This is a genomic window from Streptomyces lunalinharesii (genome assembly GCF_039532155.1).
Taxonomy (GTDB): Bacteria; Actinomycetota; Actinomycetes; order Streptomycetales; family Streptomycetaceae; genus Streptomyces; species Streptomyces lunalinharesii.
Map to the genome: position 1 here is coordinate 71,563 of NZ_BAAARK010000029.1, position 17,275 is coordinate 88,837.

Below are 17,275 nucleotides of genomic sequence, written 5' to 3' on the forward strand. Positions count from 1 at the left end.
AGGCGTGGTCGCCCTCGCGGGCGGGGTGGTGGCGGTCCTGCTCGCCCTCACCGCGCGGGTGGGACCGGCTACTTGCCGTGCGTCCGGTACTTCCGTCGCGAGCCGGGCAGCGGATGCACCTCCTCGGTCCCCGCCGCGGGACGTTGCCGCAGGTCCAGGTAGGCGCGGACGGAGACGCCGGGCCGGCCCGGCGTGTGCCAGGGTGCGGAGGGGCCGCTGGAACGCCACAGGCGCCCCAACTCGGCCGCGGCAAGGGTGGCGGTGGCTTCGTCGGCGGCGGTGACGTCGATGACGACCATCCCGGGCTCGCTGACATGTTCCTCGTGGATATGCACAGTTCTGTATGACCCATTTCGCCCGGCGCCGTAAGGAGAAGCCGGCGCGGTTCATCCGAACGTGGTCAACAGGGGGTGCGAGTTGACCGTGGGGCGCAGGCTGGCGGGGAAGACCCGAGGGGCGCGCGGGTCAACTGGTGGCCACGTTGGTAGCGGTCGTCCGGTGGGTCCGGGCGGCGTGCAGCCGGGCGTAGAGGCCCCGGGCCCGCAGGAGTTCGTCATGGGTGCCCCGTTCGACGATGCGGCCGCCGTCCATCACGACGATGAGGTCCGCGTCGCGGATCGTGGACAGGCGGTGCGCGATCACGAAGCTGGTCCGGCCGGCCCGCAGGGAGTTCATGGCGCGCTGGATCAGGACCTCGGTGCGGGTGTCCACCGAGCTGGTGGCCTCGTCCAGGACCAGGACGGCCGGCCGGGCGAGGAACGCCCGGGCCACGGTGAGCAGTTGTTTCTCGCCGGCGCTGACGGTCGAGGACTCGTCGTCCAGGACGGTGTCGTACCCCTGGGGCAGGGTGCGCACGAAGCGGTCGGCGCAGGTCGCCTCGGCCGCGGCGACGACGTCCGCGCGACAGGCCCCGGGGGCGCCGTACGCGATGTTCTCCGCGATGGTGCCGCCGAACAGCCAGGTGTCCTGGAGGACCAGTCCGAAACGGGAGCGCAGGTCGTCCCGGGTCATCGTGGCGGTGTCGGTGCCGTCCAGGAGGATGCGGCCCGAGTCCGGCTCGTAGAACCGCATCAGGAGGTTGCCGAGGGTGGTCTTGCCGGCGCCGGTGGGGCCGACGATCGCCACGGTGCTGCCCGGTTCCACGGTGAGCGAGAGGTTCTCGATGAGGGGCGTGTCGGGGGAGTAGCGGAACGACACGTCGGCGAACTCGACCCGGCCCTCGGCGCGGGCCGGGGCGTCGGGCCGGTGGGGGTCGGCGGTCTGCTGCGGGGCGTCGAGCAGGGTGAAGACGCGCTGGGCGGAGGCGATGCCGGACTGGAGCCGGCCGGCCACCGAGGCGATCTCCACGACCGGCTGGCTGAACTGGCGCGCGTAGAGGACGAACGCCTGGACGTCACCGAGCGTCAGGGAGCCGCTGACCACCTTCCAGGCGCCGACGACGGCCACCAGCACGTAGCCCAGGTTCGCGACGAACATCATGACCGGTTCCATGGCGCCGGAGGCGAACTGCGCCTTTGCGGCGGCCCGGTACACCGCGTCGTTGCGGGCGTCGAAGCGCTGCTCGGCCGCCGCCCGCCGGTCGAACCCCTTGATCAGCGCGTGTCCGGAGCACACCTCCTCGACGTGGGCGTTGAGTGCCCCGTTGGCGGACCACTGCGCGGCGTAGTGGGGGTGGGCGCGCTTGCTGATCAGGGCCGCGAGCAGCGCCGAGACCGGCACGCTGAGCAGCATCACCGCGGCCAGCACCGGTGAGATCACCAGCATCAGCACCAGCATCGTCAGCAGCGAGAAGACCGCGGTGATCAGCTCGGCGAGGGTCTGCTGGAGTATTTGCTGGAGGTTGTCGATGTCGTTGGTGGTGCGGCTGAGCAGCTCGCCGGCCGGCTCCCGGTCGAAGTGGCGCAGCGGCAACCGGGTCAGCTTCTCCCGCGCGTGGCGGCGCAGGTCGTGGATGGTGCACCACACCGCGGACGCCACCAGCCGGCCCTGGGCCAACAGGAACAGCGACGCCACCAGGTAGAGCCCCAGCAGCCCCAGCAGCAGCCGGCCGACCGCACTGGTGTCGACGCCGGGCGCCGGGCCCGGGCCGCCCCCGAGCACACCGTCGGCGATCAGGTCGGTGATCCGTCCCAACAGCAGCGGCCCGAACGCGTTGAGCACGATCCCGCCGACGCCCGTCACCAGGGCGAGGACCACGGCGCGGCGTTGCGGCCGCAACAGGCCGACGAGCCGACGGACCGGCCGGGGCGCCGCGGGCTCCTCCTCAGGGACGTCCGGCGTGGCCATGGGCGGCTTCCTCCTCGGTGAGCTGCGAGAGCACGATCTCGCGGTACGTCGGGCTGGTGCGCAGCAGCACGTCGTGGCTGCCCTGGGCGACGATCCGCCCGCGGTCGAGGACGACGATGCGGTCCGCCTCGTGGGTGGCCGAGACCCGCTGCGCGACGGTGAGCACCGTCGCGCCCGCGGTGTACGGGACCAGCGCCGCCCGCAGCGCGGCCTCGGTCGCCTGGTCGAGCGCCGAGAAGCAGTCGTCGAAGAGGTAGACGTCCGGGCGGCGCAGCAGCGCCCGGGCGAGGGACAGCCGTTGGCGCTGGCCGCCGGAGACGTTGCCGCCGCCCTGGGTGATCGCGGCGTCGAGGCCGTCCGGCATCCGCGCCACGAAATCGGCCGCCTGGGCCACCCGCAGCACCTCCCACAGCTCGGCGTCGGTGGCGTCCGGCCGCCCGAAGCGCAGGTTGTCGGCGATCGTGCCGGAGAACAGGTACGGCCGCTGCGGGACGAAGCCCACGGCGGCGGCGAGCACGCCCGGGGACAGCTCGCGGACGTCGGTGCCGCCGATCCGCACGGTGCCCTCGGTCGCGTCGGACAGGCGCAGCACGAGGTTCAGCAGGGTCGTCTTGCCGCTGCCGGTGCTGCCGAGCAGCACGACCCGTTCGCCCGGTTCGACGGTCAGGTCGACGTCCCGCAGGACGGCCTCCTCGGCGCCCGGGTAGCGGAACCCGGCGCCGTGCAGGACGATCCGGCCGGCGGGGCCCCGCACCGGCTGCGGTGCGGCGGGCGGGGCCACGCTCGACGCGGTGTCCAGGACCTCCGCGATCCGGCCGGCGCAGACCCGGGCCCTGGGCACCGACAGGAACACGAAGGCGAGCATCACCACCGACATCAGGATCAGCGACAGGTAGCTGAGGAACGCGCTGAGCGCACCGATCGGCATGCTGCCGGCGTCGATCCGCCGGGCGCCGGCCCACAGCAGGGCGACGGTGAACCCGTTCATGATCAGCAGCACCACCGGCAACATCGTCGCGATGAGCCGGCCCACCCGCTGGGACAGGGCCAGGAACGCGTCGTTGGTCTGCGCGAAGCGGCCCAGTTCGTGGTCGTCGCGGACGAAGGACCGCATCACCCGCACCCCGGTGATCGCCTCGCGCAACAGCCGCCCCAGCCGGTCCAGGGTCACCTGCATCCGCGCGTAGAGGCTGCCCATGCGGGCCAGCAGCAGACCGAAGCAGACCGCCACCACCAGCACCAGCACCACCAACAGCAGGGCCAGCGGTACGTCCTGACGCAGGGCCAGCAGCACGCTGCCCAGACACATCAGCGGGGCGCAGACGACGATGCCGAAACCGGACTGGGCGAGGTTCTGCACCTGTTGTACGTCGTTCACGGCGCGGGTGAGCAGGGACGGCGTGCCGAACCGCCCGACCTCGCGGGCGGAGAAGTCCAGGATGCGGCGGAACACCGCGGACCGCAGGTCGCGGCCCATCGCCGTCGAGGTCCGGGCCGCCAGTGCCGCGGCCCCGAGCGCCGCCGCGATCTGCACCACGGCCACCGCCACCATCACCGCCCCCAGCTCGGTCACCCGACCGCGGTCGGCCCGCACCACGCCCTGGTCGATGAGTGCGGCACCCAGCGTCGGCAGCAGCAACGTGCCGAGGATCTGTACGAGTTGGAGGGCGACGAGGGCGGTGGTGGCCCCCGCGTAGGGGCGCAACTGCGCCCGCAGGAGTCTCAACAGCACGGCGGAACACCCCGGTTGACGGCGGCGCCGAGCCGCTCGGTGAGGGACACGGTCGGCACCTCCGCCGACCCACGTCATTGCACCGCATTCCGCACCGGAATCTCACTAGTGTTGGCGACGCTGGCACACTCTTGACGGTCCGGCACTCGGGAATTCCCTAAAAACCCGAGGATGCGTTGACAGCGTCTTCCGCGGCTTGCGAGCGTGCCGGTATCTAACGTCCGGACTGCGTATTCGACGCCAGGTCGTGGCCGAGCTCCAGGGTTTGGACGGTCTCTTTCGTGATCGAGAAAGGTTAGCCATGTCCAAACGAGCGCTGATCACCGGAATCACCGGCCAGGACGGCTCCTATCTCGCGGAGCACCTGCTGTCGCAGGGCTACCAGGTGTGGGGTCTGATCCGTGGCCAGGCGAACCCCCGCAAGTCCCGCGTCAGCCGGCTCGCCACCGAGCTGAACTTCATCGACGGCGACCTGATGGACCAGGGCAGCCTGGTCTCCGCGGTCGACGTCGTGCAGCCCGACGAGGTCTACAACCTCGGCGCGATCTCGTTCGTCCCGATGTCCTGGCAACAGGCCGAACTCGTCACCGAGGTCAACGGCACGGGCGTGCTGCGGATGCTGGAGGCCATCCGCATGGTCAGCGGCCTGTCCACCTCCCGCACCACCAACCCGCGCGGTCAGATCCGCTTCTACCAGGCGTCCTCCTCGGAGATGTTCGGCAAGGCGGCGGAGACCCCGCAGCGCGAGACCACGCTCTTCCACCCGCGCAGCCCGTACGGCGCGGCCAAGGCGTACGGCCACTACATCACCCGCAACTACCGCGAGTCCTTCGGTATGTACGCGGTCTCCGGCATGCTGTTCAACCACGAGTCCCCGCGCCGCGGACAGGAGTTCGTCACCCGCAAGATCTCCCTCGCGGTCGCCCGGATCAAGCACGGCCTCCAGGACAAGCTGTCCCTGGGCAACCTCGACGCGGTCCGCGACTGGGGCTACGCCGGAGACTACGTCCGCGCCATGCACCTGATGCTCCAGCAGGACGCCGGCGACGACTACGTCATCGGCACCGGCCAGATGCACTCGGTGCGCGACGCGGTCCGGCTCGCCTTCGAACACGTCGACCTGAACTGGCAGGACCACGTCGTCATCGACGCCGACCTGGTGCGGCCCGCCGAGGTCGAGGTGCTGTGCGCCGACAGCGCCAAGGCCCGCGACCGCCTCGGCTGGAAACCGGACGTCGATTTCCCCGCTCTCATGCGCATGATGGTCGAATCCGACCTGGCGCAGGTTTCCCGCGAAAACCAATACGCCGACCTCCTGCTCACCGCCAACTGGTAATTGGGCCAGGTTTTCGAACACTAGGGGATTCCCGCGGGAATTCCGACGACACTCGCCACATGGATTCCCCCGGTGAGTGGCGAATCCAGGTGGCGATCCGACCTCCCGTCCGAATGGCGTGGAGAAGTCGGACGCCATTCACGTGCGGCCGTCGGCTGTCGAGATGGGTTGAGTTGAGATGGACAACGAACAAAAACTCCGGGACTACCTCAAGCTTGCGACGGCCGACCTTCGACGCACCCGGCGGCGGATCAGCGAGCTGGAGTCGGCGGCCCAGGAACCGGTGGCCATCATCGGCATGACCTGTCGCTACCCCGGAGGCGTCCGCAGCCCCGAAGACCTCTGGCGACTGGTCGCGGCCGGCGAACACGGCGTCAGCCCGTTCCCCACCGACCGCGGCTGGGACCTGGAGGCACTCGCCGCCGCACCGACCGCCGCCGGCGGATTCCTGCACGACGCCCCCGACTTCGACGCGGAGTTCTTCGGCATCTCGCCGCGCGAGGCGGTCGCCATGGACCCGCAGCAGCGCGTCGTCCTGGAATCCGCCTGGGAGGCGTTCGAACGCGCCGGCATCGACCCGACGTCCGTGAAGGGCAGCCGCACCGGCGTCTTCATCGGCGCCATGGCGCAGGACTACCGGGTCGGCCCCGCCGACGGCGCCGAGGGCTTCCAACTCACCGGCAACACCGGCAGCGTGCTGTCCGGCCGCATCTCCTACACCTTCGGCACGGTCGGCCCCGCCGTCACCGTCGACACCGCCTGCTCCTCCTCGCTCGTCGCCGTCCACCTGGCCACCCAGGCACTGCGGGCCGGCGAGTGCACCCTCGCCCTGGCCGGCGGCGTCACCATCATGTCCGGCCCCGGCACCTTCATCGAGATGGGCCGCCAGGGCGGACTGTCCGCGGACGGCCGCTGCCGCTCCTTCGGCGACACCGCCGACGGCACCGGCTGGGCCGAGGGCGTCGGCATCCTCGTCCTGGAACGCCTCTCCGACGCCGTCCGCAACGGCCACGACGTCCTCGCCGTCGTCCGCGGCACCGCCGTCAACCAGGACGGCGCCTCCAACGGCCTGACCGCCCCCAACGGCCCCTCCCAGCAGCAGGTCATCCAACAGGCCCTGGTCAACGCCCGACTGGCCGCCGGGGACGTCGACGTCGTCGAGGCGCACGGCACCGGCACCACCCTCGGCGACCCCGTCGAGGCCCAGGCACTGCTCGCCACCTACGGCCAGAACCGCCCGGCGGACCGGCCGCTGCTCCTCGGCTCGGTCAAGTCCAACCTCAGCCACACCCAGGCTGCCGCCGGCGTCGCCGGCGTCATCAAGATGGTGCTGGCGATGCGGCACGGCGTGCTGCCCCGCACCCTGCACGCCGACGAGCCCACCCGGCACGTCGACTGGTCGCAGGGCGCGGTGCGCCTGCTCACCGACCCCACCGACTGGCCCACCACCGGCGCCCCGCGCCGCGCCGCCGTCTCCTCCTTCGGCATCAGCGGCACCAACGCCCACACCATCATCGAGCAGGCCCCCGAGGCGCAGCCCGAGGAGCCCGAGGCGGCCACCTCCCCGGCCGGCACCGACACCACGCAGGCCCCCGCCTCCGTGCCGCCCGGCACCGTCCCGGTCCTGCTCTCAGGACGCACCCCCGACGCGCTGCGCGGCCAGGCCGCGGCCCTGCGCACCGCCCTCGACGGCGACCCGCACGCCGACCTGCTCGACGTCTCCCACTCCCTCGCCACCACCCGGACCGGCTTCGAGCACCGCGCCGTGCTGCTCGCCGCCGACCGCACGGCGCTCACCGACGGCCTCGCCGCGCTCGCCGACGGCGACGACCCGACCACCGCCCCGGTCACCGGCACCGCCCGCGCCGAGACCCGGCTCGCCGTCCTCCTCACCGGCCAGGGCGCCCAACGCCTCGGCACGGGACGGGAACTCGCGGCCCGCTTCCCGGCGTTCGCCACCGCCCTCGACGAGGCCCTGGACGCCTTCGCCCCGCACCTCGACCGCCCCCTGCGCGACGTGCTGTGGGGCACCGACGCGGCACTGCTCGACCGCACCGCGTACGCCCAGCCCGCCCTGTTCGCCGTCGAGGTCGCGCTCTACCGGCTCGTCGAGTCCTTCGGCGTCCGCCCCGACCACCTCGCCGGCCACTCCGTCGGCGAGATCACCGCCGCCCACCTCGCCGGCGTCCTCACCCTGGCCGACGCCGCGGCCCTCGTCGCCGCCCGCGGCCGCCTGATGCAGGCCCTGCCCGACGGCGGCACGATGATCGCCGTCCAGGCACCGGAAGCCGTCGTCGTCCCGCTGCTCGCCGGCCACGAGGACCAGGTGTCCGTCGCCGCCGTCAACGGCCCCTCCGCCGTCGTGCTCTCCGGCGACGACCGCACCGTCACCGACCTCGCCGAACGGCTCGCCGCCGACGGCCACCGGACCCGGCGGCTGCGCGTCTCGCACGCCTTCCACTCGCCGCTCATGGCACCGATGCTCCAGGCGTTCCGGGCCGTCGTCGAGGGCCTCACCCTCCACCCGCCGCTGCTGCCGGTCGTGTCGAACGTGACCGGCAAGCCCGCCACCGTCGCCCAACTCACCTCCGTCGACTACTGGGTCGACCACGTCCGGCACGCCGTCCGCTTCGCCGACGGCATCGACTGGCTCGCCCGGCACGGCACCACCGCCTTCCTCGAACTCGGCCCCGACGGCGTACTGACCGCGATGGCCCGGGACTGCCTGGACGCCGCCGCCTCCGACGCCGTCACCGTGCCCGCCCTGCGCGCCGGCCGCCCCGAGGAACACGCCCTCACCGCCGCCCTCGCCGACCTGCACGTGCACGGCACCGCCCTCGACTGGACCGGCTACTTCGCCGGCACCGGCGCCCGCCGCACCCACCTGCCCACCTACGCCTTCCAGCGCCGCCGCTACTGGCCCAAGGCCCTCCAGAGCGGCGCCGCCGACCTGCGCTCGGTCGGCCTCGGCGCCGCCCACCACCCCCTGCTGTCCGCCGCCGTCTCCCTCGCCGACGCCGGAGGCGTGCTCCTCACCGGCCGCCTCTCCCGGCAGACCCACCCCTGGCTCGCCGACCACACCGTCCGCGGCACCACCCTGCTGCCCGGCACCGCCTTCCTCGAACTCGCCGTCCGCGCCGGCGACGAGGTCGGCTGCGACCGCGTCGAGGAACTCACCCTCGCCGCACCGCTGCTCCTGCCCGAACACGGCGGCGTCCAGGTCCAGTTGTGGATCGGCACCCCCGACGCCACCGGCCGACGCACCGTCAACGTCTACGCACGCCCCGACACCGGCGACGACACCCCGTGGACCGCCCACGCCACCGGCGTCCTCACCACCGCCGACACCGTCCCCACCACGGAGGCGCAGCCCGCCCTCGACACGACCCAGTGGCCCCCGGCCGGCGCCGAACCGCTGACCCTCGACGGCCACTACGACCGGCTCGCCGACGCCGGATTCACCTACGGCCCGGCCTTCCAGGGCCTGCGCGCCGCCTGGCGCCGGGACGGGGCGGTCTACGCCGAGGTCGTCCTGCCGGAGACCGCCCGGCCCGACGCCGAGGCGTTCGGCCTGCACCCGGCGCTGCTCGACGCCGCCCTGCACGCCATCGCCCTCACCGGCCTCGGCGAACGCGGGCGCGGCGGCCTGCCGTTCTCCTGGGAGGGCGTCGCCCTGCACGCGAGCGGCGCCACCACCCTGCGCGTCCGCCTGACCCCGACCGCCGACGACGCCCTCGCCCTCGCGGTCGCCGACGACACCGGGGCGCCCGTGCTCCACGTCGACTCGCTCGTCCTGCGCGGCGTCGCCGACCAGCAGCTCGACACCGCCGCCGCGCTCGCCCGGGACGCCCTCTTCCGCCTCGACTGGACCCCCGTCCGCCCGCCCGCCACCACGCCCGACGCTGTGGCCCTCGTCGGCCGCGACCCCTTCGGTCTGCTGACCCACCCGGGTCTCACCGACACCACCAGCCACCTCGACCTCGCCGCGCTCGCCGCGGCCGACGGCCCGGCCCCGACCACCGTCCTGGTGTCCCTCGCCGGCTCCGCCGCCCCGGACACCGAGAACGCCGAAACCGACCCGGCCGGGGCCGCGCACCGCTGCGCCACCGAAGCCCTCGCCGCCGTGCAGACCTGGCTCACCCGCCCCGAGCGCCTGGCTGCCGCCCGCCTGGTCTTCGTGACCCGGGGCGCGACGACCGGGCACGACGTGGCCGGCGCCGCGGTCTGGGGCCTGGTGCGTTCGGCCCAGTCCGAGAACCCGGGTTGCTTCGCCCTGCTCGACCTCGATCCGAACGCCGACCCCGCCACCTTCCCGACTACGGCCCTGGACAGCGACGAACCGCAACTCGCCGTGCACGGGGACACCCTGCGGGCCGCCCGCTTGGTCCGTCGGCCGTTGCCGGAGGGCGGGTCGGCGACGGGCGGGGGAGCGGTTTTCGCTGGTGGTGCGGGTGCGGGTGCGGTGTTGATCACTGGTGGTACGGGTGGTTTGGGTGCGGTGTTGGCCCGTCATCTGGTGGCTGAGCATGGTGTGCGGGAGCTGCTGTTGGTCAGTCGCAGTGGTGAACGGGCGCCGGGTGCGGGCGAGTTGGTGGCTGAGCTGTCGGCGCTCGGTGCCGAGGTGGTGGTCCGGGCGTGTGACGTGACCGATCGGGCTGCGGTGCGGGCGTTGGTGGCCGGGCATCGGGTGTCGGCGGTGGTGCATGCGGCCGGGGTGTTGGATGACGGTTTGGTTGCGGGGTTGACGCCGGAGCGGTTGTCGGCGGTGTTGCGGCCGAAGGTGGATGCGGCCTGGCACTTGCACGAGGCGACGCGTGACGTGGACTTGGCCGCGTTCGTGGTGTTCTCGTCGGTGGCGGGTACGTTCGGCAGTCCGGGGCAGGGCAACTATGCGGCAGCGAATGCGTTCTTGGACGCGTTGATGGTGCGGCGTCAGGGGTTGGGTCTGCCGGGGGTGTCGTTGGCGTGGGGGCCGTGGGAGCGGTCCGGTGGCATGACGGGCTCGTTGTCGGATGCCGATGTCGATCGTTTGAGCCGTTCCGGTGTTCCGCCGCTTTCGGTGGCGCAGGGCCTGGCCCTCTTCGACGCGGCCGTGGCCGGTGCAGAGGCGACGTGCGTCCCGGTCCGCCTGGATCTCCCCGTGCTACGGGCGCAGGGTGAAGTCCCGCCGCTGCTGCGGTCGTTGATCCGCGTTCGGGCCCGCCGTGCCGCCGGCGCGGGATCCGCCACCGCGAACGACCTCGCGCAGCGCCTGGGCCGCCTCGACGAGGAGGGCCGCCAGGAACTGGTCCTGGACCTCGTCCGCGGCCAGGTCGCACGGGTCCTCGGCCACGCCACCGGCGGCGACGTGGACGCCGGCCGCGCCTTCCGCGACCTGGGATTCGACTCCCTGACCGCGGTCGAACTCCGCAACCGCCTCAACGCCGCCACCGGTCTGCGACTGCCCGCAACCCTGGTCTTCGACTACCCGACCGTCCGCCACCTCGCCGGCCACCTCCGCGACGAACTCCTGGGCACACAGGTCGAGATGACGTCCCCGGCGCGACGCACCGCGGCCGTCGCGGACGACCCGATCGTCATCGTCGGCATGGCCTGCCGCTACCCGGGCGGCATCGGCTCGCCCGAGGACCTGTGGCAGCTCCTCACCGACGGCACCGACGCCGTCTCCGGCTTCCCGACCAATCGTGGTTGGGACGTCGAGTCCCTCTACCACCCGGACCCGGATCACCCCGGTACGTCCTACACGCGTTCCGGTGGTTTCCTGCATGAGGCGGGGGAGTTTGATCCTGGTTTCTTCGGGATGAGTCCGCGTGAGGCGTTGGCGACGGATTCGCAGCAGCGGTTGTTGTTGGAGTCGTCGTGGGAGGCGGTTGAGCGGGCGGGTATTGACCCGTTGAGTTTGCGGGGTAGTGCGACGGGTGTGTTCGCGGGTGTGATGTACAGCGATTACAGCGCGATGTTGGCGAGTCCGGAGTTCGAGGGTTTTCAGGGGAGTGGGAGTTCGCCGAGTTTGGCGTCGGGTCGGGTGGCGTACACGTTGGGTTTGGAGGGCCCGGCGGTGACGGTGGATACGGCGTGTTCGTCGTCGTTGGTGGCGTTGCATTGGGCGATGCAGGCGTTGCGTAGTGGTGAGTGTGGGTTGGCGTTGGCCGGTGGTGTGACGGTGATGTCGACGCCGGCGGTGTTCGTGGACTTTGCGCGGCAGCGGGGCCTGTCAGCCGATGGGCGGTGCAAGGCGTTCGCGGACGCGGCGGATGGCGTCGGCTGGTCCGAGGGCGTGGGCATGTTGGTGCTGGAGCGTCAGTCGGATGCGGTCCGCAACGGTCACGAAGTCCTGGCGGTGGTGCGCGGCTCCGCGGTCAACCAGGACGGCGCGTCCAACGGTCTGACTGCCCCGAACGGTCCGTCTCAACAGCGGGTGATCCGGCAGGCGTTGGCCAGCGGTGGACTCACTGCTGGTGACGTGGACGTGGTTGAGGCGCACGGCACCGGCACGACGCTCGGTGACCCGATCGAGGCGCAGGCGCTCCTTGCCACGTATGGCCGTGATCGGGATGTCGAGCAGCCTTTGCTGTTGGGTTCGGTGAAGTCGAACATCGGTCACACGCAGGCCGCGGCCGGTGTTGCGGGTGTCATCAAGATGGTGTTGGCGATGCGGCACGGTGTGGTGCCGCGGACGTTGCACGTGGATGAGCCGTCGTCGCACGTGGACTGGTCCGAGGGCGCGGTGGAGCTGCTGACCGAGCAGACCACCTGGCCGGAGACGGGGCGGGCCCGGCGGGCCGGCGTCTCGTCGTTCGGCATCAGCGGCACCAACGTGCACGTCATCGTCGAACAGGCGCCGGCACCCCGGGCGACGAACGCAACCGTTGCACCGCAGCGTTCGCCCGGTGCCGTGCCGCTGCTCCTGACCGGGCGCACCCGGGACGCCCTGCGCGCCCAGGCAGCCCGACTGCTCCAGCACCTCCAGAACGGGCCGGACGTCGCGCTCGTGGACGTCGCGCTCTCCCTGGCCACCACCAGGACCCGCTTCGCCCGACGGGCCGCCGTCGTGGCCCAAGACCGCGACCAGCTGCGCGGCGCGCTGGGCGCGCTCGCCGCCGGCCGACCGGACCCCGCCGTCGTCGAGGGCGAAGCCACCGGACCGGGCCGGATCGCCGTGCTGTTCACCGGCCAGGGCAGCCAGCGGGCCGCGATGGGGCGTGAACTCCACGCGCGACAGCCCCGGTTCGCCGCGGCGTTCGACGAGGTGTGTGCCGCGCTCGACCCGCTGCTGGACCGGCCGCTGCGGGAGGTGGTGTTCGCCGCGGACGGCAGCGAAGAGGCCGCCCTGTTGGACGAGACCGGGTGGACCCAACCCGCGCTGTTCGCCGTCGAGGTGGCGCTGTACCGGTGGGTGGAGAGCTGGGGCGTCCGCGCCGACCTGGTGGCGGGCCATTCGATCGGTGGGATCGCCGCGGCGCACGTCGCCGGGGTGTTGGACCTCGCGGACGCCTGCCGGCTGGTGGTCGCACGGGCCACGCTGATGCAGGCACTGCCGGCCGGCGGCGCCATGTACGCGGTCCAGGCCACCGAGGACGAGATCGCCGGGCACCTCACCGACGCGGTGAGCCTCGCCGCCGTCAACGGGCCGGAGTCCGTGGTCGTCTCCGGCGACGAGGCCGCCGCCGAGGAGATCGCCGCCGCCTTCGCCGCGCGCGGACGGAAGACCAAGCGGCTGCGGGTGAGCCACGCCTTCCACTCGCCGCAGATGGACGCGATGACGGCGGCTTTCCGGACCGTCGCCGAGGGGCTGACCTACCGGGCGCCGCGCATCCCCCTGGTCTCCGACCTCACCGGTGCGCGCGTCGACGACGCGGAGGCGTGCACCGCGGAGTACTGGGTGCGGCACGTCCGCGAGGCCGTGCGGTTCGCCGACTGCGTGCGGACGCTGCGGGAGGCCGGCGCCACCACCTTCCTGGAGCTGGGCCCCGACGGCCTGCTCACCGCGATGGCCCAGGACACCCTTGGCGACGACCCCGACGTGGAACTGGTACCGGTGCTGCGCGCCGGACGCTCCGAGGAGGCGTCCGCGGCCACCGCCGTGGCCCGCCTCCAGGTGCGGGGCGTGGACGTGGACTGGGCCGGGTACCTGGCCGGGACCGGCGCCCGCCGCACCGACCTGCCGACCTACGCCTTCCAACACGAGCACTACTGGCCGCAGTTGCCCGCCCCGGCCGCCACCGCCACCGACCCCGCCGACCAGCAGCTGTGGGCCGCGGTGGAGCGCGGCGACGCCCGGGAACTCGCCGCCATCCTCGGACTGGACGCCGAGGACCACCCGCCGCTGGACACCCTGCTGCCCGCCCTCACGTCCTGGCGGCGCGGCAACCGGGAGAAGCACCTCCTGGACACCCTGCGCTACCGGGTGGAGTGGACGCGGCTGAGCAGGCCCGCCGCCCCGGTACTCGACGGCACCTGGCTCCTGGTGGCCTCCGACGTCACCGCGGCCGACGACGGCGACCTCCTGGACGCACTGGCCGACGCCCTCGGCGCCCACGGCGCCCGGGTGCGCCGCCTCGTCCTCGACGGCTCCTGCGCGGACCGCCAGGATCTCGCCGCACGCCTGACCGGGACCGACGGCGTGGACGCCACCATCCAGGTGCTGTCCCTGCTGCCGCTCGACGAACGGCCCGCGGACGACTGCCCGCCGCTCACCCGAGGACTGGCGCTGACCGTGGCGCTCGTCCAGGCACTCGCCGACACCGACGCCCGCGGCCGACTGTGGACCGCCACCCGCGGCGCCGTCTCCACCGGCCCCGACGATCCGGTCACCCGCCCCGTCCAGGCCGCCGCCTGGGGCCTGGGCCGCGGCGTAGCCCTGGAGCACCCCCGGCTGTGGGGCGGCCTGGTCGACCTGCCGGACGTGCTCGACCAGCGGGCCGGGCAGCGGCTCGCCGGCCTCCTCGCCGTCAAGGACGTCCCCGACGGCGAGGACCAGGTGGCGCTGCGGGCCGACGGCGTGTCCGGCCGCCGGCTGGTCCGCCACACCGTCGACGAACTGCCCGCGGCCGGGGAGTTCACCGCGTCCGGCACCGTGCTGATCACCGGCGGCACCGGCGGTCTGGGCGCCGAGGTCGCCCGGTGGCTGGCCCGCGCCGGCGCCCGGCACCTCGTCCTCACCAGCCGTCGCGGCCCCGACGCCCCCGGGGCCGCCGCACTCCGGGCCGAACTCGAAGGCATCGGAGCGTCGGTCTCCGTCGTCGCCTGCGACGCCGCCGACCGCGACGCGCTCGCCGCGGTCCTCGCCGACCTGCCCGAGGAACTGCCGCTGACCGGCGTCGTGCACACCGCCGGCGTCGGCCACTACGGACCGCTCGCCGACCTCAGCACCGCCGACTTCGCCGCCCTGACCGCCGCCAAGCTCGCCGGCGCCGCCCACCTCGACGCCCTGCTCGGCGACCGCGAACTGGACTTCTTCGTCCTCTTCGGGTCCATCGCCGGCGTCTGGGGCAGCGGCAACCAGAGCGCCTACGGCGCCGCCAACGCCTACCTCGACGCCCTCGCCCTGCACCGTCGCGCCCGCGGGCTGGCCGCCACCTCCATCGCCTGGGGCCCGTGGGCCGAGGCCGGCATGGCCGCCGACGACGCGGTCTCCGCGACCCTGCGCCGCCAGGGCCTCGGCCTGCTCGACCCCGCCCCGGCCCTGACCGAGCTGCGCCGTGCCGTGGTCCGCCAGGACGTCACCGTCACCGTCGCCGACGTGGACTGGCACCGCTACGCCCCGCTGTTCACCTCCGCCCGGCCGAGCGCCCTGCTCTCGGGGCTGCCCGAGGTCCGTGCCCTCGCCGACGAGCGGCGCACCGGACCGGAACCGGCCGACGCCTCCGCGCTCGCCACCCGGGTCCGCGCCCTCGCCGAGCCCGAACAACTGCGCCTGCTCACCGACCTCGTCCGCGCCGAGGCCGCCACCGTCCTCGGGCACGACTCCGCCGACGCGGTCCCCGAGGGCCGCGCCTTCCGCGACGTCGGCTTCGACTCGCTGACCGCCGTGGAACTCCGCAAGCGCCTGGGCGCCCTCAGCGGCCTGTCGCTGCCCAGCACCATGGTGTTCGACTACCCGACGCCGCTGGAACTCGCGCACTACCTGCGCGCGGAGGTCCTCGGCGCGGTCCTGGAAGTCGCCGGCCCGGTCGCCACCGGCGCCGCCGACGACGAGCCGATCGCCATCGTCGGCATGGCCTGCCGCTTCCCCGGCGGCGTCAGCTCCCCGGAACAGCTGTGGGACCTCGTCGCCGCCGGCACCGACGCGATCAGCGACTTCCCCGTCAACCGCGGCTGGCAGACCGGGCACCTCTTCGACCCGGACCCCGACCGGCCCGGCACCACCTACTCCACGCAGGGCGGCTTCCTCCACGACGCCGACGCCTTCGACCCCGCCTTCTTCGGCATCGCGCCCCGCGAGGCGCTGGTCATGGACCCGCAGCAGCGGCTCCTGCTGGAGACCACCTGGGAGGCGTTCGAGCGGGCCGGCATCCGACCGGACACCGTGCGGGCCAGCCTGACCGGCACGTTCATCGGCTCCAGCTACCAGGAGTACGGCCTCGGCGCGGGCGACGGAGCCGAGGGCCACATGGTCACCGGCAGCAGCCCCAGCGTGCTGTCCGGCCGCCTGTCGTACGTGTTCGGCCTCGAAGGCCCGGCCGTCACCGTCGACACCGCCTGCTCCTCCTCGCTCGTGGCGCTGCACCTGGCCTGCCAGTCGCTGCGCAACGGCGAGAGCACCATGGCCGTCGCCGGCGGCGCCACGGTCATGACGACGCCCAACCCCTTCATCGCGTTCAGCCGGCAGCGCGCCCTCGCCCAGGACGGCCGCTGCAAGGCGTTCTCGGACGCCGCCGACGGCATGACCCTCGCCGAGGGCGTCGGCATCGTCCTCGTCGAGCGGCTCTCCGACGCCCAGCGCAACGGCCACCCGGTGCTCGCCGTCATCCGCGGCTCCGCCATCAACCAGGACGGCGCCTCCAACGGCCTGACCGCGCCCAACGGCCCGTCCCAACAGCGCGTCATCCGCCAGGCACTGGCCAACGCCCGTCTCGCCCCCGGCGACATCGACGCCCTGGAGGCGCACGGCACCGGCACCCCGCTCGGCGACCCCATCGAGGCCCAGGCGCTGTTCGCCACCTACGGCCGCGACCGGGACCCCGAGGACGCGCTGCTGCTCGGCTCGGTCAAGTCCAACATCGGCCACACCCAGTCCGCCGCCGGCATCGCCGGCGTCATCAAGATGGTGATGGCGCTGCGGCACGGGCAACTCCCGCGGACCCTGCACGCCGACGAGGCGTCCTCGCACGTGGACTGGTCGGCCGGCACGGTGCGGTTGCTGACCCGGGCGCGGGAGTGGCCGGTGACCGGCCGGCCGCGCCGGGCCGCGGTCTCCTCGTTCGGCATCAGCGGCACCAACGCGCACGCCCTCCTGGAACAGGCGCCGGCCGCGGCACCCGCCGCCGAGCCGCAGCGGCCCGCCGACGCACCGGTCCGGGTCGCCGACCGCGTCGTCCCGTGGGTGGTCACCGCCCGCAGCGCCGCCGCACTGCGCGGCCAGGCCGAGCGCCTGCGCACGTACGTGGAGACCGCCGAACCGGCCGCCGGCCCGCTCGACATCGGCCGCACCCTGGTATGCGCCCGCGCCCGCTTCGCCCACCGCGCCGTCGTCGTACCGCCCGCCGGCACCGACCCGCTGACCGCGCTGGCCGCGGTCGCGGTCGACGGCCCCGCACCCGTGGTCGCCCGCGGCGTGGCGGACGTCGACGGGCGCACGGTGTTCGTGTTTCCCGGTCAGGGGTCGCAGTGGGTCGGTATGGGGTCCCAACTGCTGGACGAGTCACCGGTGTTCGCGGGGCGGATCGCGGAGTGTGGGGTGGCGTTGGCGGAGTTCGTCG

5 protein-coding genes are annotated in these 17,275 nt (G+C 73.4%); 2 read left to right on the top strand and 3 right to left on the bottom strand.

The features are described from left to right. Positions 1 to 68: 68 nt before the first annotated feature. The 3 genes from ABD385_RS31470 to ABD385_RS31480 form a co-directional block, all read right to left on the bottom strand. Positions 69 to 335: a DUF6207 family protein gene (locus ABD385_RS31470; protein ID WP_344582427.1), complete on the bottom strand. Its 267-nt coding sequence runs from the start codon at positions 333 to 335 to the stop codon at positions 69 to 71. A 130-nt stretch (positions 336 to 465) separates the two neighbouring features. Beyond that, positions 466 to 2,286: an ABC transporter ATP-binding protein gene (locus ABD385_RS31475; protein WP_344582428.1), complete on the bottom strand. Its 1,821-nt coding sequence runs from the start codon at positions 2,284 to 2,286 to the stop codon at positions 466 to 468. Beyond that, complete coding sequence (locus tag ABD385_RS31480) at positions 2,264 to 4,018, bottom strand: ABC transporter ATP-binding protein (protein WP_344582429.1); 1,755 nt, start codon at positions 4,016 to 4,018, stop codon at positions 2,264 to 2,266. The genes ABD385_RS31475 and ABD385_RS31480 overlap by 23 nt, the downstream gene beginning before the upstream one ends. 301 nt (positions 4,019 to 4,319) lie before the next feature. On the opposite strand from ABD385_RS31480, the gene ABD385_RS31485 reads away from it, so the two are divergent. Further along, the gene (locus ABD385_RS31485) at positions 4,320 to 5,354 is read left to right on the top strand and encodes a GDP-mannose 4,6-dehydratase (protein WP_344582431.1); all 1,035 of its coding nucleotides are present in this window, start codon (positions 4,320 to 4,322) and stop codon (positions 5,352 to 5,354) included. A gap of 178 nt (positions 5,355 to 5,532) precedes the next feature. Then, positions 5,533 to 17,275: type I polyketide synthase (locus ABD385_RS31490; RefSeq protein ID WP_344582432.1), on the top strand; the 11,743-nt coding region annotated here is incomplete at its 3' end.

What these genes read in the sequence shown, in the direction of transcription:
- ABD385_RS31475 (WP_344582428.1), bottom strand. Translation starts at nt 2,286, where the DNA reads ATGGCCACGCCGGACGTCCCTGAGGAGGAGCCCGCGGCGCCCCGGCCG.
- ABD385_RS31485 (WP_344582431.1), top strand. Translation starts at nt 4,320, where the DNA reads ATGTCCAAACGAGCGCTGATCACCGGAATCACCGGCCAGGACGGCTCC.